General features: G+C 75.0%; 14 protein-coding genes and 1 riboswitch. Of the genes, 3 read left to right on the plus strand and 11 right to left on the minus strand.

All coding sequences use genetic code 11. From position 1 onward, the window contains the following. Window positions 1–143: 143 nt before the first annotated feature. Window positions 144–1097, minus strand: coding sequence for an SRPBCC family protein (locus ACWFNE_RS01170; protein WP_452120623.1), 954 nt, complete (start codon window positions 1095–1097; stop codon window positions 144–146). Between the two features lie 241 nt (window positions 1098–1338). On the opposite strand from ACWFNE_RS01170, the gene ACWFNE_RS01175 reads away from it, so the two are divergent. Further along, window positions 1339–1956, plus strand: coding sequence for a hypothetical protein (locus tag ACWFNE_RS01175; RefSeq protein ID WP_452120624.1), 618 nt, complete (start codon window positions 1339–1341; stop codon window positions 1954–1956). 48 nt (window positions 1957–2004) lie between these two features. On the opposite strand, the gene ACWFNE_RS01180 is transcribed toward ACWFNE_RS01175, so the two are convergent. Continuing rightward, complete coding sequence (locus ACWFNE_RS01180; RefSeq protein WP_452120625.1) at window positions 2005–2388, minus strand: HNH endonuclease; 384 nt, start codon at window positions 2386–2388, stop codon at window positions 2005–2007. Window positions 2389–2671: 283 nt separating this feature from the next. Then, the gene (locus tag ACWFNE_RS01185; protein ID WP_452120626.1) at window positions 2672–4153 is read right to left on the minus strand and encodes a glycosyl hydrolase; all 1482 of its coding nucleotides are present in this window, start codon (window positions 4151–4153) and stop codon (window positions 2672–2674) included. Between the two features lie 569 nt (window positions 4154–4722). Next, window positions 4723–4797: riboswitch (cyclic di-GMP riboswitch) on the plus strand. Window positions 4798–4845: 48 nt separating this feature from the next. Between ACWFNE_RS01185 and ACWFNE_RS01190 the strand changes: the two genes are divergently transcribed. Continuing rightward, window positions 4846–6939 (plus strand): hypothetical protein, encoded by a 2094-nt coding sequence (locus ACWFNE_RS01190; protein ID WP_452120627.1) that lies wholly within the window; start codon window positions 4846–4848, stop codon window positions 6937–6939. Between the two features lie 15 nt (window positions 6940–6954). Here the strand turns inward: ACWFNE_RS01190 and ACWFNE_RS01195 are convergent, their stop codons facing one another. From ACWFNE_RS01195 to ACWFNE_RS01205, 3 genes are all read right to left on the minus strand, one after another. Continuing rightward, the gene (locus ACWFNE_RS01195; RefSeq protein WP_452120628.1) at window positions 6955–9474 is read right to left on the minus strand and encodes a PQQ-dependent sugar dehydrogenase; all 2520 of its coding nucleotides are present in this window, start codon (window positions 9472–9474) and stop codon (window positions 6955–6957) included. A 135-nt stretch (window positions 9475–9609) separates the two neighbouring features. Continuing rightward, window positions 9610–11286 (minus strand): bifunctional 3'-5' exonuclease/DNA polymerase, encoded by a 1677-nt coding sequence (locus tag ACWFNE_RS01200; protein ID WP_452120629.1) that lies wholly within the window; start codon window positions 11284–11286, stop codon window positions 9610–9612. A gap of 180 nt (window positions 11287–11466) precedes the next feature. Next, a complete protein-coding gene (locus ACWFNE_RS01205) occupies window positions 11467–12924 on the minus strand; it encodes a peptidoglycan-binding protein (protein ID WP_452120630.1) in 1458 nt (485 codons plus the stop codon). A 201-nt stretch (window positions 12925–13125) separates the two neighbouring features. On the opposite strand from ACWFNE_RS01205, the gene ACWFNE_RS01210 reads away from it, so the two are divergent. Then, entirely contained in the window at window positions 13126–13476 is a 351-nt protein-coding gene (locus tag ACWFNE_RS01210) for a VOC family protein (protein WP_452120631.1), read from the plus strand. A 10-nt stretch (window positions 13477–13486) separates the two neighbouring features. Here ACWFNE_RS01210 and ACWFNE_RS01215 read toward each other — a convergent pair whose 3' ends face one another. From ACWFNE_RS01215 to dcd, 5 genes are all read right to left on the minus strand, one after another. After that, the gene (locus tag ACWFNE_RS01215) at window positions 13487–14086 is read right to left on the minus strand and encodes an NADPH-dependent FMN reductase (RefSeq protein WP_452120632.1); all 600 of its coding nucleotides are present in this window, start codon (window positions 14084–14086) and stop codon (window positions 13487–13489) included. A 175-nt stretch (window positions 14087–14261) separates the two neighbouring features. Continuing rightward, window positions 14262–15407 (minus strand): epoxide hydrolase family protein, encoded by a 1146-nt coding sequence (locus ACWFNE_RS01220; protein WP_452120633.1) that lies wholly within the window; start codon window positions 15405–15407, stop codon window positions 14262–14264. A 358-nt stretch (window positions 15408–15765) separates the two neighbouring features. Then, complete coding sequence (locus ACWFNE_RS01225; protein ID WP_452120634.1) at window positions 15766–16731, minus strand: aminoglycoside phosphotransferase family protein; 966 nt, start codon at window positions 16729–16731, stop codon at window positions 15766–15768. Between the two features lie 50 nt (window positions 16732–16781). Then, window positions 16782–17906: a hypothetical protein gene (locus ACWFNE_RS01230; RefSeq protein WP_452120635.1), complete on the minus strand. Its 1125-nt coding sequence runs from the start codon at window positions 17904–17906 to the stop codon at window positions 16782–16784. Between the two features lie 10 nt (window positions 17907–17916). Then, window positions 17917–18492, minus strand: coding sequence for a dCTP deaminase (gene dcd / locus ACWFNE_RS01235; RefSeq protein ID WP_452120636.1), 576 nt, complete (start codon window positions 18490–18492; stop codon window positions 17917–17919). Between the last annotated feature and the right edge of the window lie 147 nt (window positions 18493–18639).

The raw sequence follows: 18639 nt of genomic DNA on the forward strand, positions 1-18639 counted from the left end.
CCCCTACCCCTTCGCCTCTGTATACGCGCGGCCGTCGACTTCTCATTGGGGCCCTGCGTCGGGAAGTCTTGCCCCCCCTGGAAGGAGCGCGGGGGTTTTGTCCTGTCCCCCAACCCCAGCCCGGCCCCCGCCACGAGCGCACGTCAGATCCGCGCCCCGTGGTCCCCCGGGGTGTCGTCGTGGACGATCAGCGGGTCGCCCTCGAGCCCGCTGCCGGGCGGCGGGGTCGGGTCCTCGACCTCGGGGTTCGCGTCGTCGGCGTCCAGCAGGACGTCGTCCGTCGCGGCCGGGGACTCGACCGGGTCCCACGCGGGGGTCTCGGGACCGGTCCACGTGGGCGTCTCGCCCTCCGTGCTCAGCGCGACGGGCGCGAAGGCGGGCGGCTGCTGGTCGGCCGCGGGCGACACGGGCTCGACGTCGGCGACCACCGGCACGGAGTCGATGACCGGCACGTCCGCGGTCGTCGCGGCCGGCTCGGGCGGCAGCTCCGGCGAGTCGTCCTTGCGCGCGGCGGCGAACACGGCGGTCGTCGCGGCGGCGACCCCCACCCCGACGGCGGCGGCGACCTTGCCGGACACCCCGGCCTTGCCGGAGTCGCTCCCGGTCATCGCGGCGTCGGCGGTCGTCGGTCGGACGTCGGCACCCTCGTTGACGGACCCGCGCCACGCACCCGTCGCGCGGCCCTCGGACTCGATGAACGCCTTGAAGCGCTCGAGGTCGCCCTCGGCCTGCTTCTCGACGATGTCGAGGCGGTCGCCGATCTTCTCGACGAGACCCTCGGGCTCGTACTCGAGGTGCAGGTGCACGTGCGTGCTCGTCGGGCCGGCGGGCTCGAACGTCACGGAGCCGGCGTTCGTCGCACCCTCGGTCGCAGCCCACGCGACCTTGCGGTCGGGCACCTGCTCGAGGATCCGCGCCTCCCACTCGCGCCGGACACCGGCGATCTCCGCGACCCACTGCAGGCGCTCGTCGGTGAGCTGCGTGACGGACTGCACCCCGCTCATGAAGTGCGGGAACTCCTCGAACTGCGTCCACTGGGCGTAGGCGACGCTGACCGGCACGTCGACCACGACCGACCTCTCCACGACCGTCGTCATGACTCTCCCTCCGTCGGCACGGACGGGGCGGCGTCGCCCCGTGCTCGCGGTCCCCAGGATCGCCCGGGACGCGGCTTCCCGCGCGCGGAGCGCAGGCCGGCTCCTCGGCGCCCGAACCGTCGTCGCGTGGCCGCGCGGTGGGCGGCACCGCAGTCGTCGGGACGCGCGTCCCGCACCCGCGGGCACGGCGCGTGCGCGGGCGTCGACAACGCGGTCGGCCCCCGACCGCCACACTGTGCGCGTGACCGACCTGCGACCCACGGCCGACGCGGCCCCGCCTGCCCGGACCACGCACCCGAGTGCACCGACAGACGTCGAGCGTGCCGGAGCGACCTCTGCCCCGGTGGCCGGGAGCGGTCAGCGCCCGATCGCCCTGCCCCTGATCCAGACCGTGGCGACGGCGGTCGCCGCGGCCGTGGTGGATCGCCTCGTCGGCGTCATCCAGGCGGTGACGCACGCCGGGCCCGGTCTGACGATCCCCGTGTTCTGGGGGCTGCTGCTCGTCGCGCTCGTCGGCGTGGGCACGCTCACCCGCGTGGGGTCCCCGCTCACCCTCCGGCCGCTGCCCCGGGTCGTGTGGGCGGTGCTCGTCGTCGCTGTGGGGTGGACGGCGTCGCTCGCCTCCCACGTCGCGCTCCTGCGGTACGCGGACGGCGCCCTCAGTGGCGGTGTCGTCGAGCTCTGGCTCTGGGGGCTGTCCTTCGGCGTGGTGGCGGCCGTCCTCAGCGCGCACCGCGCGCTGCTGCTGTGGGCGCTCACGGTCATCGTCGCCGCGTCGGTCGCGGTCGCGCTGCTGGGTCCCGGGGAGGCACCGGCGCCGGCCGGCGCGCGTGCGACGGTGACGAGCTCGAGCCGCTGAGCCGCAGACCTCCGGACCCTCGACGCCCTGGTGGGCGCGGCGGCGGGCTCAGCGGCGCCGGAGCCGGCGGCGCTGCGCGTCCGCGTACAGCCGGGCCCGGCGGTTGCCGCCGCGGCGCGCGATCGCGTCGAGCAGCGCCGTCAGGGAGCGTTCGACGGCCGCGGCGTCCGGGTCCCAGCCGCGCCGCTCGCACTCCTCGAGCCACTCGACCGCCGACCGGTGACCCCGTTCGGCGTTGCACCGGCGGCACGCCGCGACCTCGTTCTCGAGCCACGACGGCCCACCCTTGGCCCGCGGCACGAGGTGCTCCCGGGTCGGTGCGACCAGCCCGGTGAACGGCCGGCCGCACCACACGCAGTGCGCGCCGTCCCGGTCGATCGCGAGGCGCAGCCGCTCGGCGGCCCCCGGCTGGTGCCGGCCCTCGACGGTCATGGGCCGACGCTACGGGGCGGCCCCGACCTCCGCAGGGCCGGGACGTCACCACCTGCCACCCGCCCGCCCCGCCACCGGCGCCCAGTCAGGCCCCGCCACCGGCGCCCGGTCGGGCCGCCCGGCGACGCGCCCTCGGGTGCCGCTGGTGAGGAGCCGGGGACGACGACGGACCGCCCGGCCCGGCGCGCTGCTCGCGTGCCGGACCGGGCGGCCCTGGGTCGTGCGGTGGTGCTGGTCGTGCGCGGCGGGCCCCCGTCGGTCTGCGGCAGGGGGCTCGCCGGCGTCAGTCGCGCGGCTTGCCGAACCCGGTCGCCGCGAGCCCCGCCTCGGCGGCCCGCATCGACGGGCCGGACGAGTCGAGCCGCCAGTCGTTCGTGGTGCGCCCCTCGCCCTCGCCACCGGAGGTGACGGCCAGGCTGAACCAGCCGATGCCGATGATGTCGGCGTTCTCCGGGCGGCCGATGCCCTCGAACAGGCTCGTGATCCACTTCGCCTTGTTGCCGCCCTCCTCGGTCGCCCCGATCTCCGCGAGGAAGATCGGCTTCTCCGGGGCCGCGGCGCGGAGCAGCGGGAGCGTCTGGCCGTACGTGTCGTCGAACGTCGGCTGCGGGTCGCCCGGGCGGTAGTAGCCCGACATGCCGATCCAGTCGACGTACTCGTCACCGGGGTAGAAGGCGACCGGGTCCGGCTGGCTCGGGATCTTGTTGACGCGGTTCGGGGCCCAGAGCCACGCGACGTACTGGTTCGCGCCCTCCTGGGTGAAGATGTCGTGCACGTGCCGCCACATCTGCACGTACTCGCCCCTCTTGTTCCCGTTGATGCCCTTGCCGTCCCACCCACGGACCTCGGACCACGGGTACCAGGTCCCGTTCATCTCGTGGTTGAAGCGCAGGACGAGCGGGAGGCCGGTCGCGGCGATGTCGCGGGCGTACTTGCGCAGGTACTCGTCGTGCTTGCCGTTGATGATCGAGCCGAGCGAGTACTCCGGCGCCTCCGCGGAGATCGCGCCGACCTGGCTCTGGCTCTCCCAGGTGAGCAGCGGGATCTGGCCGCGGCTCCACGCCTCCTGGACGGCGTCCGGGCGGAAGTCGGTGTCCCACGACTGGAAGTAGCCGCTGACGTCGGCGTTGCGGTTCACGGCAGCCTGCACGCCGTTGAACTCGCCGTAGTCGAACGGGCTCTGCGTCGTGTAGAGGCCGAACAGCTGGCTCGCCGCGACGATGTCCGCCTTGGTCATCGACGCGGTGACCGGCGGTGCCTGGTAGCCCTTGGGGTTCTGCACCTTGTAGTTGAGCTCGCCGAGCTGCTTCTTCAGGTCCGCGATCTGCGCCGTGGTGACCTTGCTCGCGGCGTTCTGGCGCTCGCGCGTAGCCTTGAGCGTGCCGTTGACGAGGTTCGCGGCGTCCTGCTGCTTCGCGGCCTCGGACTCGGCGCGGCCCAGCTCCTGCTGCGTCTGCTCGAGCTTCGCCTCGAGCTCGGTGATCTGCTTCTTCAGGTCCTCCGCGCGAGCGAGCTGGACCTTGTCACCGGCCTGGGGGCGCGGCGCGGTGAGCTTCGCCTCCATCTCCTCGAGCTGGGAGCTGAGGTCGCGCGAGCGCGCCTGCTCCGTCTGGAGGGCGACCTCGGTCGCGCTCGGCCCGTTCCACACGTACTGACCCTGCGGCGACAGCAGCGCGACGGCGCCGACCGCAAGAAGTGAGACGGTGATCACAGAAGCGAGCACGCGATGGCGGCGCGTGAACTTGAACGGATAGTCGGAAAACATCTGCGGGTGCCTCCACGGCGATGGTCTTCACGGCGCGCCCGGGAATGCTGTCCGGACTGCGTGCGGGTCGTGAGCACGGGTGCTCGTCGGGCGTGAGCGCAGTCGCACGGGTGTGCGGCCGTCGCGTTCGACATCGCCGTGGAGCCCCTCCCGGGGTCCCGGCCGTGCCGGAGCGCGACGTCCGTGTCGCTGTGCGTGTCCTGCTCCAGCACGGTGACACCGTGCTGACCTGCGACGATGGGTGAGAGACAGCGTCGTCGCGGGCTACCGGGGCCGTGGGGGTGTTTCCGTGCCGGGTCGCCCTGCCCGGTCGTGCGGCGGCGACCGCGCCAGACGGCCCAACCTCGGCGCCGGCGTGCGGCCCCGAACTCGGTTCCCCCCGGAAGCCCTGTGCGGTAGGCCCTCATGGTGCACAGGAATCACTCGAAAGAGCAAGAACCCTGCACGGATCACGGTCGTATATCCGAATTGCCCGGGTGCACGCCAGTCACGGCCGGTGCGCACCAGCGTCGCATTGGTCCGCTTTCTGGGACTGGATTAACACGATCAGCGGACGTACGCTCGTCGAGTCCACGAAAAGGCAAACCTGCCGCAAGGCAGCGACGCAAAGCCATGGGGCCCACGCGGTCCGCCAGGCTGCCGAACGACAGGGGATCCCCGTGCAACGCCGCCTCCCGGGGCAGGGCCGTGCCGTGCCCGCGCCCAGCTCCACCACCCGAGCCCGCGCCACCCGCTCCGGCGCGACCGGTGCCGCTCGTCGCCGCACCGCACGCGCGGTCCTGGCCACCGCTGCTCTCGCGGGGCTGCTCACGGCCGCCGCAGTGGCGCCGTCAGCCGCCGCCAGCCGCCAGGTCGTCGAGCCGAGCCCCACGGCGTCGCCCACGCCCTCGCCGACGCCGAGCCCGACGCCGACGCCGACGGCCCTGCCCACGCCCGGACCCACCGCCGAGCCGACGCCCGGCCCGACGCCGGAGCCGACGCTCAGCCCCACCCCCTGGCCGTCCACCGAGCCCACCCCCGACGCGTCGCCCCGGCCCGGGGCCGCGAACGACTGGGCCGAGGACGCCCTGACCCCCGACGACGGCCTGCTGTTCGGGGCGTCGGTCGCGAAGGGCACCCACGCGAGCGTCGACGCCGCCGTCTCGGCGTTCGAGGCCGGCATCGGGCGCAAGCTCGACGTGCACCGCTGGTACGCCCTGTGGGACGAGCTGCCGTCGACGCCGCTGGCGACGACCGTCCAGCGCGGCCGCACGCCGCTGCTCTCGGTGTCCTCGAAGCGGATCGACGGCACCAAGATCTCGTGGGTCGCGGTCGCGAGCGGCGCCCACGACGCGCAGATCGTCCAGCACGCCCAGGCCGTCAAGGCGCTGCGCGTCCCGATGTACGTGTCGTTCCAGCACGAGCCCGACTACTCCCCCGGCTTCGGCGACCCGGCCGACTACCGTGCCGCGTTCCGCCACTACGTCGAGGTGTTCCGCGCGCAGGGCGTGACCAACGCCGTGTGGACGTGGATCGTGACGCCGACGCCCTTCGCGCCCTCCGCGGCGGTGAGCGCCGACGCGCTCTACCCCGGCGACGACGTCGTCGACCAGGTCGCGCTCGACGCCTACAACTGGTTCGGGTGCTCGTCGAACGGGCAGGCGGCGTGGTCGTCGATGTCGCGCGCCGCGTCGGCGTTCCGGGCGTTCGGGCAGGCGCACGGCAAGCCGCTCGTGATCGCGGAGTGGGGCTCGGTCGAGGACCCCGCGGTGCCCGGCCGCAAGGCCGCGTGGCTGCGCGAGTCGATGGCGACCCTCGAGTCGTGGCCCGAGGTCACGGCGGTCCTGTACTTCCACCACCACGGCAGCTGCTCGTGGTTCGTCGACTCGACGCAGAGCGCGCTCGAGGCGTTCGCGGACGTCGCCGACTCCCCCGCGGCGCACACGCGGGCGTCGGCGTTCCTGCAGACGTCGACGACGCACGGGACGGCGCCCCTCACGGTCACGTTCGACGCGTCCCGCTCGTCGGGCGCCGGCGGTGGCGCCGGCGAGCACCTCGCGAGCTGGTCGCTCGCGTACGGCGACGGGACCACGGAGAGCGGCGCGGGGGCGCCGCCGGCGGCGCTCACGCACGTGTACGGGCCGGGCGACCGCAGCGCGCGCCTCACGGTGACCGACACGGCGGGCGGCACGAGCACCGACTCCGTCGCGATCACCGCGGCGGAGCCGCCGACGGGGACGCTCGACCAGAAGGACGTCACAGACACCTCGGCGTCGCTCTACGCCTGGGTCGACCTGCACGGGTACGCGGGCAGCGTGCGCTTCCAGTACGGGCGGACGCTCGAGTACCTCGGGGGCGACTCGACGGTCGCCGTGCCGGCCGTCTCCTACGTGAAGACCACGAGCCAGCCCGTCGCCGGGCTCCAACCGGGCACGACGTACTACTGGAAGGCGACCCTCACGTCGCCGGCCGGCACCACCGAGCTGACCCGGACCTTCGAGACCGCGGGCGCGCCGACGTCGTCGAACCAGTTCACCGCGAGCTCGACGGCGACGTCGACGACGTTCAAGGCGCAGGTGCACCCGCACCGGCTCACGACGACGGCCTGGATCGAGTGGGGCCCGACGACCGCGCTCGGCGCGTCCTCGCCGGCGACGACGCTGACCGCGCTCACGTACGAGAAGACGATCGCGAGCGACGTCGTGACGGGGCTGGCCCCGCGCACGACGTACTACTACCGGGTCGTCGCGCGGAACTCGCTGGGCACGCTGTACGGGCCGGTGCGCTCGTTCACGACGCCGCGCTGAGCAGGGTCAGCGGGCTCAGCGGGGCCGCAGCTGGCTCGCCGGCACGATCTCGGACGCCTGCGACGCGCTCGACCAGCGCAGCTGGATGGTCGCGTCGAGCCGGTCGTCGAAGTACTCGAGCCGCACGGGGACGGCCCGCCCCGCGGTCAGCGCGACGGTCCCGGTGTCGACGCGCGGTGCGTGCCGCGTCCACTGGTCGATGACGAGCCGCCCGTCGACCCACAGCCGGACGCCGTCGTCGCTCGTCGTCGCGAACGTGTACGTCTGGGTGTAGCGGGGCACGACCGAGCCGGTCCACCGCACCGAGAACGTGTCCGCACCGATCCCGGCGACGGGCGCGGCGGCACCCCAGCGGAAGCCGACCGTCGGGTCGACCCGGGTGACCGTCGTGCCGGTGAGGTCGGCGTTGTCGAAGTACGTGCCGAGCAGCCCGCGCTGGGTGAGGGTCGCCGTCAGGGTCGTCGCCGTCGCGGGGGTCCGCCAGACCCGGTCGGCCGCGGTCGAGCCGTCCGACCAGCGGTCGAGCACGTACGGGGCGCCCTGCGCGTCGGCCTGCGCCGGCACACCGAGCCGCAGGTCGAAGCCTGCCCACGAGGTCAGCGTCGTCGGCCCCGTGACGGCCTGCCCGTTGACGGTGAGCGTCCGGCCGGCGGGCGAGGTCGCGAGCGTCACGGCGACCTTCTGCGGCTGGAGGTCGCGCGTGACGGTCGTGGTGACGCCCTGCGTGTCCGTCGCGGTCAGGCTGACCCGCAGGTAGCTGTTGGCCGCGGCAGCGAGGTCCTCGGGCCCCGGCGCGACGAACGAGACGTCGTTGCCGGTCACGGGCCCGAGGAACGGGTGCGTGTGCTGGTCGTGAACCCGCACGATCGTCCAGCTGAGCCGCGACGCGGGCAGCGTGCCGTCCTGGGCGTCCGCCCCCGAGCCGCTCAGGCGGTAGGTGCCGCCGACCGTGAACGTCGCGCCCGCCGCCGGCGAGGTGATCGTCGCGGTCGGCGCGGTGTTCCCCGAGCTGATCCGCACGGTCACGGGGGCGGACGTCCCCCCGGCCGCGTCCCGGACGCGCAGCGTCGCCGTCCACGTGCCGGCCGCGTACGTGTGCCGGACGGTCGGGCTCGTCGTCGTCGCGTCGGCCGTGCCGTCCCCGAACGACCACAGGTACGTGAGCGTGCCGCCGTCGGGGTCGCTGCTGCGCGACCCGTCGAGCGTGGTCGCGAGCGGTGCCGCGCCGGTCGCCGGGGACGCCGACACGACCGCCGTCGGGACGCGGTTCGCCGTGCCCGTGTACGCGATCCGCCGGATCTCGCCGCCGTTCGCGTAGGTCGTGTAGTACAGCGCCTGGCTGCCGGCGTACGGCCCGAACTCCAGGTGCACCGCGCCGCCGAGCCCTGTCGCCAGGTCCGTGCGGGTGCCGCCGACGAGCATCATGATCTTGCCGCAGACGTAGTCCGCGAACAGGTACGCCGAGTCGTACGCGGCCGGCCAGGCACCGTTCGGCACGAACGCCCCGCCGGTGATCGAGCCGCAGCCCGTCGGGCGGCCGTAGTCGTGGACCGGGTTGGTCATCCCCGCGGGGAGCGGCCCGCCGCAGCTCGTCGTCGAGCCCGTCTGCGCGCAGTGCCCCTCACGCACCGGCCACCCGTAGTCGGCGCCCGCGGTCCCGAGGTCGATCTCCTCCCACGAGTTCTGGCCGACGTCGTTGACGTGGAACACCGTGCCCGCGGCGTCCGGGTCGAACGCGAAGCGGAACGGGTTGCGCAGGCCCCACGCGAACGTCTCCTGGCAGATCGTCCCCGCAGGGGCCGGGCCGAGCCGGCAGCTCGCGGTGCCCGCGCCCAGGAACGGGTTGCCCGGCGCCGGAGCACCGGACGTGCGGTCGACGCGCAAGATCTTGCCGAGCAGCACGTTCCGGTCGCGCGCCGCGTCGTTGTTGCCGCCGCAGCCGCTGTCGCCCGCGTAGTCGCAGCCGCCGTCGCCGACCGAGACGTACAGGTAGCCGTCCTTGCCGACGTGCACGTCACCGGCGTTGTGGTTGTTCGCCGACGAGGTGATGCCGTCGAGCAGGATGCGCTCGCTCGCCGGGTCGACGGTGCTGTCGTCGCGCAGCACGAAGCGGGAGACGCGGTTCACCGGGGCACCCGCCGGGTTCGCCCCCTGGCTCGACGGGCACGTCGAGCTCGTGCCGCGAGCCGTGTAGTAGACGTAGATCGCGCGTGTCGCCGGGTCCGGGTCGACCGCGACGCCCAGCAGGCCGCGCTCCCCGTTGGTGCAGATCCGGCCCGCCAGGTCGAGCGCCGGGGTCGCGAGCAGCTGACCCGCCGCGGTACGCACCCGCAGGCGCCCGGCCTGCTGCGTGACGAGCATGCGCCCGTCCGCCGTGAACGCGATCGCCGTCGGGTTGTCGACGTCCGCGACGAGCGCGTCCGTGAACCCTGCCGGCACGGTGGCTGCGCTCGCCGGCGCCCCCGCGAGGGCCGTGAGCCCCGCCGCGACCAGTGCTCCCACCACGACCGGCACGACGCGCCGCATGCGGTTCATCGAGGTCCCCCGTCTCCGTCGACGCCCCTCCGAGGCTCCGAGCATGGCCTCGCGGCCCGGGTCCCGCAAAAGATCGGCGACCCGGAGCGGTTCGGGCTCCGCGGCCCCCGCGCTCGAGGCGCCCCGGCGGTCGGCCTACTTCGCCTCCGCGTAGCTCTCGACGACCGCGACCTGCAGCGCGAAGTCCACCGGCGAGTCCCCGAACAGCAGCCGCCCGGCCTCGGCGGCGGAGTCGGCCACCGCGGCCGCGACCTCGCCCGCCACGCCGGCCGGGGAGTGCACCATCACCTCGTCGTGCAGGAAGAACACGAGGTGCGGCCGGCCCTCGATGCCGCGGAGCCGCCGGCGCAGCGCCGCCATCCAGCACAGCGCCCACTCCGCGGCCGTGCCCTGGACGACGAAGTTCCGCGTGAACCGCCCCCAGTCGCGCCCCCGCCGCCGCGCCGCACGGACGTCCTCGGCGTCGGCGCCCTCCGCTGCGGCGGCTACGAGCTCGGCCTGCCGGGCGGCGTCGGGTCGGGGCGACGAGCGCCCGAGCCACGTCGAGACCACCTCGCCCCGCTCCCCCGCCCGGGCCGCCGCCTCGACGAGCCCCACCGCGCGCGGGTAGGCCCGCGTGAGCTGCGGCATCACCACGGCGCTCGCCCCCGTGGTGGCGCCGTAGATCGCGCCGAGCATCGCGTACTTCGCCTGCTGCCGGGTCTCGACGATGCCCGCGTCGACGATGCCCTGGTAGAGGTCCGCCTGCCGCCCGGCGGCGGCCATCGCCGCGTCGCCCGACATCGCCGCGAGCACCCGGGGTTCGAGCTGCGCGGCGTCGGCGACGACGAGCCGCCACCCCGGGTCGGCCCGCACCGCACCGCGGACCACCGCGGGCAGCTGCAGCGCACCGCCGCCGCTCGTCGCCCAGCGCCCCGTGACGACGCCGCCCGGCACGTAGTCGGGCCGGAACCTCCCGCCGTGCACCCACGCCTCCATCCACGCCCAGCCGTTCGCGGACAGCAGGCGCGCGAGCTTCTTGTACTCGAGCAACGGGGCCGTCACCGGGTGGTCGAGCGCCCGGATCTCGTACGTCCGGGTCGACGTCACGTCGAGCCCCGCGAGCCGCAGCCCGCGCAGCAGGTCCGGCTGCGAGTCGAGGTTGAGCGACGGCTGCCCGAGCCCCTCCCGGACCTCGTCCGCGAGCGCCTCGAGCCGCGCGGGCCGCCCGCCGCCGCGCGGACGCTCCCCGAGCAGCCGGGTCAGCAGCGCGTCGTGCTCGGCGACGTCCCACGGCATGCCGTCGTGGCGCATCTCCGCGGCGATGAGCGCCCCCGTCGACTCCGCGGCGAGCAGCAGGCGCAGGCGGCCCGGCTCGTCGGCACCGGCGACCGCGGCGAGCTGGCGGCGCAGCTCGTCGAGCACGTCGAGCGGGGCCTCGTCGTGCTGGCGCGGGTCGTCGAACAGGCTCACCTCGACCGCGCGCGGGGCGTCGGCGCTCGCGGGCGGCAGCCCGTCCCAGCGTCCGCGCGGCGCGCGGGCGAGGTCCGAGCCGGCGCTGAGCGCGCTGCCGCGCAGGATCGCGTGGCACAGGCGCAGGTCGTGGCAGCGCTCGACGCGGACCCCCGCGCCGAGCAGCGGCGGGTAGCGGCGCGAGGTGTCGTCCCACACCCACCGCGGCGGCTCGGGGGCGCGCTCGCGGTCGCGCACGGCGGCGGGCAGCCCGGCCGCCGCGACGCGGACCTGCGCTCCCGGCTCGCCGTCGGACGAGACGTCCTGCAGCACGACGGAGTCCCGGCGCGCCGGGTCGTCGGTCAGCAGCACGAAGGACACGGTCCATTCTTGCGGCCCCCGCCCACACGCACCGTCGGGCTCCCGGCGCAGGCCGCGGCGGCTCAGGTAGCCCACGTCGCGGCGGACGTCGACGCACCGGCAGTCGTCGTTTTCAGGGCCACGACGCACGCAGCCGCCCCCGCCGGCGAGGGCGAGGGCGGCTGCGGGGTGCGGGTCAGGTCAGCGCGCGACCATCGCCGCCCAGGTCAGACGGCCGACGATGCCGTCGGCGACCAGGCCGTGCGCGCGCTGGAACGCGCGGACCGCGGCCTGGGTGCGGGGGCCGAAGCGCCCGTCCGGGTTCGCGCCGACGATCCGCTGGATCACCGTGACGGACGAGCCGACGGCGCCGCGGGAGATGCCGCGGGCGATCTGGGCCGCCGGGATCGACGTCGCGGTCACCGGCGCGGAAGCCGTCCCGCCGTTGGCGGCGTCGACGATCGCAGCCCACGTGAGCGGGCCGACGATGCCGTCCGGCACGAGGCCGTGCGCGCGCTGGAACGCGATGACCGCGGCGCGGGTGGCGGCGCCGAAGCGACCGTCCGCCTCGACGCCGACGACGCGCTGGACGATCGCGACCGACTCGCCGACCGCACCGCGGCGCAGGCCCGCGCGGATGACGGACGCGGGGATGGCGTCCGGGGACAGGACCGGCGCGGCCGGGGCGGCGGCGGGCGGGGCGGCCGGGGCGCCGAGCGCGACGACGTCCCAGGCGTAGTCGAGCGCGCTCCAGCCGGCACCGCGCTCCACGACGACGCGGATCGTGTGACGACCCACCGCGAGCCCGGTGACCTCGAACGTGTTGCCCTCGACCATGACCGGCGACGCCGACTGGGCCTCGGGGTGCAGGTCGACGACGTAACCGAGCGCGTAGTCGCCCTCGTCCACGTTCACCGTGAACCGCGCGGTGGTCGACGTGGTCGACGCGGCGGGCGTGGCGGCCCAGGAGATCGCAGGCTTGGGGGCGTCGAGGGCGACGAGCGACAGCGTGCCCTCGTTGGACTCCTGCTGCTCCTCGACGCCCTCGGTCTGGGTGTACGCGACGTAGTGGAGAGTGCCGGTGCCACCCTCCCAGGCGGTCAGCGTGAGGATGTACGTGTCGTAGTCGAAGCCGACCTGGATGTCGCCCGCCTCGCCCCAGATGTCGATGGACTGGAGGGTTCCGGTGCCCGGGGTCACGAGCTCGGAGAGGTCGACCTTGAGCGTCTCGCCGGCGGTGAAGGTCAGCTCCTTGTCCTGGACGGTCGGGGGCACGCTGTCGGGAGCCTGCTCCTCGACGGGCGCCTCCTCCTCGACCGGGGCCTGCTCCTCGACGGGCGTCTGCTCCTCGACGGGGGCCTGCTCCTCGACCGGGACCTGCTCCTCGACCGGGACCTGCTCCTCGACCGGGACCTGCTCCTCGACCGGGACCTGCTCCTCGACGGGGGCCTGCTCCTCGACAGGCGTCTGCTCCTCGACCGGGACCTGCTCCTCGGCCGGGGTCTCCTCGGCCGGGGTCTCGGGGGCGGCCGGCGACTCGACGCCGGTCTCGACGGGACCCTCGACGGGCGTCGCGGCGGCGGCACCGACGCTCCCCGCGGTCAGGACGGTGGCGATGACTCCGGCAGCGACGAGACGACGCGCCCGGGGAGCAGACATGCGTGCAGACATTCGACGAGCGCCTTCCGTAGCGGACCGTCCTCGAGCAGGACGGTCTCGCGTCCTCTATCGGCCACCGCGAGCAGGACTTTCGGTCCTCGCGGGAAGCAGTCTGGACATCCGTCCGGGGCGGCGGGCGAGCGACCTCGCCACGGACCCGGCCAGGGACGGCCCGTGCGCGGCGCTCGCTAGGCTCGCCGGATGATCGGACGCGTCGACGAGGTCGTCATCGACTGTGCGGACCCGGGCCTGCTCGGGCGGTTCTGGGCGGAGGTGCTGGGCGGTGAGCACCGTGTGCGCGACGACGACTGGCACACGCTGCGCTCCCCCGGCTCCCCCGACCTCGCGTTCCAGCGCGTCCCCGAGGGCAAGACGGTGAAGAACCGCCTGCACCTCGACGTCCTGGTCGAGGACGTCGAGGCCGCGACGATGCAGGCCGAGGCGCTCGGCGCGGTCCGGCAGGGCGAGGTGCACCACGACGTCGCCGGGTCGTTCCAGGTGCTGCTGGACCCCGAGGGCAACGAGTGGTGCGTGGTCCGCTCGAACGCGTGACGCCCGGGCGTCAGCGCGAGGCGACCGGGTTCGGGTCCCCGATGTGGCCGGGCGCGTTGGCTGCGAGGACGCGCTCGACGAACGCCGCGTACTCCTCGACGTAGTGCCGCAGGAACTCGGCGGTCGCCTCGTCGCGGACCTCGCCGTCGGGCCCGTACGCGCCGGGGTCGAACGTGATGTACGCCTCGGGCGAGTTGAGCTGCGGCGCGTCGAGGAAGCTCAGCACGCTGCGCATCGACGACTGCATGACCGCCGTCCCGACGCGGCCCGGGGACGCGCCGATGATCCCGGTCGGCTTGCGCGCGAACGAGTTGGTGCCCCACGGGCGCGAGCCCCAGTCGATCGCGTTCTTCAGCGCCCCCGGGATCGAGCGGTTGTACTCGGGCGACACGAACAGGATCCCGTCGCACGCCTCGATCGCCTCCTTGAGGGCCCGGCCCGCGGGCGGGAAGTCCTCGTCGAAGTCGGGGCTGTAGAGCGGCAGGTCGCCGATCGGGATCTCGGTGAACGTGAGCGTGCCGGGCGCGAGCCCGATCAGCGCCCGGGCGAGGGTGCGGTTGATGGAGTCCTTCGCGAGGCTCCCGACGAAGTAGCCGATGCGGTGCGTCATGACGTCTGGCCTCCCTGCCGACGGCCACGGCAGCGGCCGTCCTCCGAGCGTGCGCTGACGTCCTCATCGTCGCACCGCTCGAGCGCCCCGGCCCGGCCGGCGCCCGCGCCTGCGCGACCGGGCGGTGCCGCCCGCGGACCCGGGCGGTGCAGCACCCGGGTCCGCGGGAGGGTGCTCAGCGCAGCCCGGCGAAGAACGCCCGCACGTCGTCGACGAGCAGGTCGGGCGCCTCCATCGCCGCGAAGTGCCCGCCCCGGTCCAGCTCGGTCCACCGCACGACGTTGTTCTGCCGCTCGGCGATCGCCCGCAGCGTCAGGTCCCCCGGGAACAGCGCGACCGCGGTCGGCACCCCGGAGCTCACGAGCTCGGCGCCCCAGCTCTCCGACTCGCGGTACAGCCGGGCGGACGAGCCGATCGTCCCGGTGAACCAGTAGACGCTCACGTCGGTGAGCAGGGCGTCCCGGTCGACCGCCTTGTCGGGCAGCTCAATGCCGGGGTTCGTGTAGGTCGCGAACACGTCGACGAGCCAGGCGAGGAGCCCCGCGGGCGAGTCGGTGAGGGCCGGCGCGAGGGTCTGCGGGCGCGTGCTCTGGATCGCCGCGTACCCGCCGTGCGCCTCCCACCCGCCGAGCGCCGCGAGCCGCGCCTGGTCGCCCTCGGACCAGCCGCTGCCGTCGACGTCCCAGCCGGGCAGCGTCGTGAGCGCGTTCACGTGCACCCCGACGACGTGCTCGGTCGCGATCCGCCCGACCTGCGGCCCGACGACCGAGCCGACGTCGCCGCCCTGCATGCCGTACCGGTCGTAGCCGAGGCGGCGCATGAGCTCCGCGACCACCTCCGCGTACCGGTCGGTCGAGCCCTTCCCCGCCGCGCGCGTCGGCCCGGAGAACCCGAAGCCGGGCAGCGACGGGATGACGAGGTGGAACGCGTCGGCCGGGTCGCCGCCGTGCGCGCGCGGGTCGCTGAGCGGGCCGATCACGTCGAGGAACTCCACGACCGAGCCGGGCCAGCCGTGCACGAGGACGAGCGGCAGCGCGTCGGGCTCGGGCGACCGCACGTGCAGGAAGTGCACGGGCTGGCCGTCGACGTCCGTCATGTGCTGGGGGTGGGCGTTGAGCCGGGCCTCGTGCGCGCGCCAGTCGTACGCGGTCCGCCAGTGCTCGGCGAGCTCGCGCACGTAGTCGGTGGGGACCCCGTACGTCCAGCCCACGTCGGGCAGCTCGTGGGGCCAGCGGGTGCGCGCGAGGCGCTCGTGCAGGTCGTCGAGGTCGGCCTGCGGCACGTCGATGCGGAACGGGCGGATGCTCTCGTCGGTGGTCATGGCTCGACGCTAGGGACAGCAGCGGCCACTTCCTGACCGCTTCTCCGACGCTGCCCGGAGGTGCGGTCCTGACCGCCGTCCCGGGCACGGAGGGCGACCGGGCGGACCTGCGACGCGGCGTCCCGCCCCGGACGAGCACCGGCCCCGTGCGGCTCGGGGCTGCACGGGGCCGGCGATGCGCGCCCGGCCGAGGGGGGACCGGTCGGTGCGCGGGACCTGTCCTCCGCACGCTACCTCGCGCGGTGCCCGGCGACGAGGGGACGGACGGGCGCGCGTCGCCGGGCGCATCGTCGGGCGCCGTCGCGCACGCCGGCAGGTACGCCGTCGGGCGCCGCCACCCCCACGGCGGGCGCCCGGGTCAGCCGGACGTCGTGTGGTCCGTGAGGATCTGGTCGATCACCGCCCGGGTCACCGCCGCCGCGGCAGCGTCGGTCCCGAGCTCGTCGACGTAGACGATCAGCGCCTTCCACAGCGCCCACCCGCGCCCGCGGGCCCACGTGCCGCGGTCGACCCCGAGCCGCGCCCGGTACGCCTCCCGGCTCTCGCCGGCGAACAGCGTCCACGCGATCGCGAGGTCGCACGCCGGGTCCCCGACCCCGCTCGTGCCGAAGTCGAGCACGGCCGAGAGCACCCCGTCGCGCACGAGCAGGTTGCCGACCGCGACGTCCCCGTGGAACCACACGGGCGGGCCGTCCCACGTCGCGTCCAGCCCTGCCTCCCACACCTGGGTCGCGAGGTCGACCGGCACGAGGTCGCCGAGCGCCCCGAGCGCGCGCCGCGTCTGCTCGTCGTACGTCAGCAGCGGGCCGCCGCGGAACCAGTTGTGCAGCCCCGGCCCGGGCCCGTCCGCCGCGTCGACCTCGCGCAGCGCGACGAGGAACCCGGCCAGGTCCTCGGCGAACCCGGTCAGGTCACCCACGCTGTCGCGGCCGGCACGCTCCCCCTCGATCCACCCGTAGACCGACCACGGGAACCGGAACCCCTCGCCGGGCTCTCCCAGCGCGAGCGGGACCGGGATCTCGACCGGCAGCTGTGGGGCGAGCACCGGCAGCCACCGGTGCTCCTTCTCGACCGCGCGCGCGTACTCCGCGGCGGTCGGCAGCCGGACGGTCATGCTGTCGCCGAGGCGGAACGTCTGGTTGTCCCAGCCCCCGACCTCGACGGGTCGCACGGGCATTCCCGCCCACTGCGGGAGCTGCCGGGCGACGAGCCGCCGCACGACGTCCACGTCGACGAGGCGCCGGTCCGGCAGGGGGACGGTCGCCTCGGCGTCCTGCGCGGTGCCGGTGTCGGTGCGCACGTCGGCGCCGGTGTCCGGGGTCACGCGCCCAACGTCGCCGCACGGCGCCCGCGCGACAACCCTTTATCCGCGCGTCACAGGTCCGCGGGGTTCACCAGGAACTCGGCCGCGTCGGCGATCTCCCCGCCCACGGCCGCGTGCAGCGCCCGGGCGACGGCCTGCACCTGCGGCATCGCCCGCCCGCGCGCGACGCGGTGCTCGAACGAGGGGCGCTCGAGCTCGAGCTCCTCGATGTCGCTCGGCTCCCAGCGCACGCGGTAGGCGACGGCGCCGGCCTTCGCCCACGGCAGCTCGCGCAGCAGGGGCGGCAGGACCTCCTCGCCGTGCACCTCGATCGCGAGCAGCCCGTCGACACCGAGGTCGACGAGCGCGCCGTACCCGGTCTGCGGCGGGGGCTCGGCGAGCATCGCCCGGTCGTACGCCTCGGCCTCGGCGTGCAGGCGCCGGCGCAGGTCCTCGTCCTCGATGCCGTGGCGCTCGAGCGCGTCGCGCAGCCCCGCCCCACCACGCTCGGGGACGCCGAGCGCCGAGAGCCCGGGGCGGGCGTGCCGTCCGGCGTCGGGCGCGGGGCCCACCCAGGGCACGCCGTCCATCGCGAGCCGGGCCCGCGGCAGGACCTGCTGGACGACGGCGAGCATCTCCTCCGGCTCGAGCCACCCGCGCGTGTAGACGGTCAGGTCGATCGCGGCGTCGATGTCGGGCGTGAGCACGGTGCCGTGCTCCCCGGTGCGCACCGAACCGCCGAGGCGGCGGGCGACGGCCACGAGCCAGAGCAGCACGCGCTCCTCCTCCCGCACCGGGACCGCGTCGGGGAACGCGCGCTTGAGGCCGTCGCGGTCGCCGCCGGGGTACGGGCGCTCGCCGCGCTCCCGCGGGCACGCGGCGTCGTAGACCACGGCCGTCGACGCGGGCAGCCCCAGGCTCAGCGCCTCGCCCGGCTCGACCGCGAACGGGCCGGTCAGCGTCGAGAGCCGCGAGACCCGCAGCACGCCGGGCGTCGCAGCGGCACCCCGTGCCCCGCGCGCCCCGGCCGCCCGCGGCTGCGGTACGCCGGGCCGGGACTCCCACCGTGCGGCGGGGAACCGGGAGACCGCGAGGACCTCGACCTCGTCGGGCCCGATGCCCGCGGGCAGCGCGAGCAGGTGCCGGGTCCGCAGCCCGGGGTCGTCGAGCGGCAGGCGCGGGAGCACCGGGTCCACGCCGGCCACCTCAGACGTCCGTGCGGTGGAAGCTCTGCCAGGACCGCGACGCCGTCGGGCCCCGCTGGCCCTGGTAGCGCGAGCCGTACCGCTCGGAGCCGTACGGGAACTCCGACGCGGAGGACAGCCGGAAGAAGCACAGCTGCCCGATCTTCATGCCGGGCCAGAGCAGGATCGGCAGGGTCGCGACGTTCGAGAGCTCGAGCGTCACGTGGCCGGAGAAGCCGGGGTCGATGAACCCGGCGGTCGAGTGCGTGAGGAGGCCGAGCCGGCCCAGCGAGGACTTGCCCTCGAGGCGGGCCGCGACGTCGTCGGGCAGCGTGACCGCCTCGTACGTCGAGCCGAGCACGAACTCCCCGGGGTGCAGCACGAACGGCTCGGAGCCCTCGACCTCGACGAGCCGCGTGAGGTCCGGCTGGTCGGCCGCGGGGTCGATGAACGGGTACTTGTGGTTGTCGAAGAGCCGGAAGAACCGGTCGAGGCGCACGTCGATGCTCGACGGCTGGATCATCGCGGGCTCGTACGGGTCGAGCACGACCCGGCCGGACTCGAGCTCGGCGCGGAAGTCACGGTCGGAGAGCAGCACGGGGCCACGGTAACGGTCGTGGGAGCCCGCGTGCCGGGACCGACCACCGTCGGGCGGGCGCGCGCCCCGGTGATCGCCCGGACGCGCGCCCGACCGGCCCCGGACGTCACCCGGGAACGCGCTCGCCCGGCCGTTCCCCCGCGCAGG

The organism is Cellulomonas sp. NPDC055163 (assembly GCF_053607065.1).

What these genes read in the sequence shown, in the direction of transcription:
- ACWFNE_RS01205 (WP_452120630.1), bottom strand. Translation starts at nt 12,924, where the DNA reads ATGTCTGCTCCCCGGGCGCGTCGTCTCGTCGCTGCCGGAGTCATCGCC.
- ACWFNE_RS01195 (WP_452120628.1), bottom strand. Translation starts at nt 9,474, where the DNA reads ATGAACCGCATGCGGCGCGTCGTGCCGGTCGTGGTGGGAGCACTGGTC.
- ACWFNE_RS01215 (WP_452120632.1), bottom strand. Translation starts at nt 14,086, where the DNA reads ATGACGCACCGCATCGGCTACTTCGTCGGGAGCCTCGCGAAGGACTCC.
- ACWFNE_RS01185 (WP_452120626.1), bottom strand. Translation starts at nt 4,153, where the DNA reads ATGTTTTCCGACTATCCGTTCAAGTTCACGCGCCGCCATCGCGTGCTC.
- ACWFNE_RS01170 (WP_452120623.1), bottom strand. Translation starts at nt 1,097, where the DNA reads ATGACGACGGTCGTGGAGAGGTCGGTCGTGGTCGACGTGCCGGTCAGC.
- ACWFNE_RS01220 (WP_452120633.1), bottom strand. Translation starts at nt 15,407, where the DNA reads ATGACCACCGACGAGAGCATCCGCCCGTTCCGCATCGACGTGCCGCAG.
- ACWFNE_RS01180 (WP_452120625.1), bottom strand. Translation starts at nt 2,388, where the DNA reads ATGACCGTCGAGGGCCGGCACCAGCCGGGGGCCGCCGAGCGGCTGCGC.
- ACWFNE_RS01210 (WP_452120631.1), top strand. Translation starts at nt 13,126, where the DNA reads ATGATCGGACGCGTCGACGAGGTCGTCATCGACTGTGCGGACCCGGGC.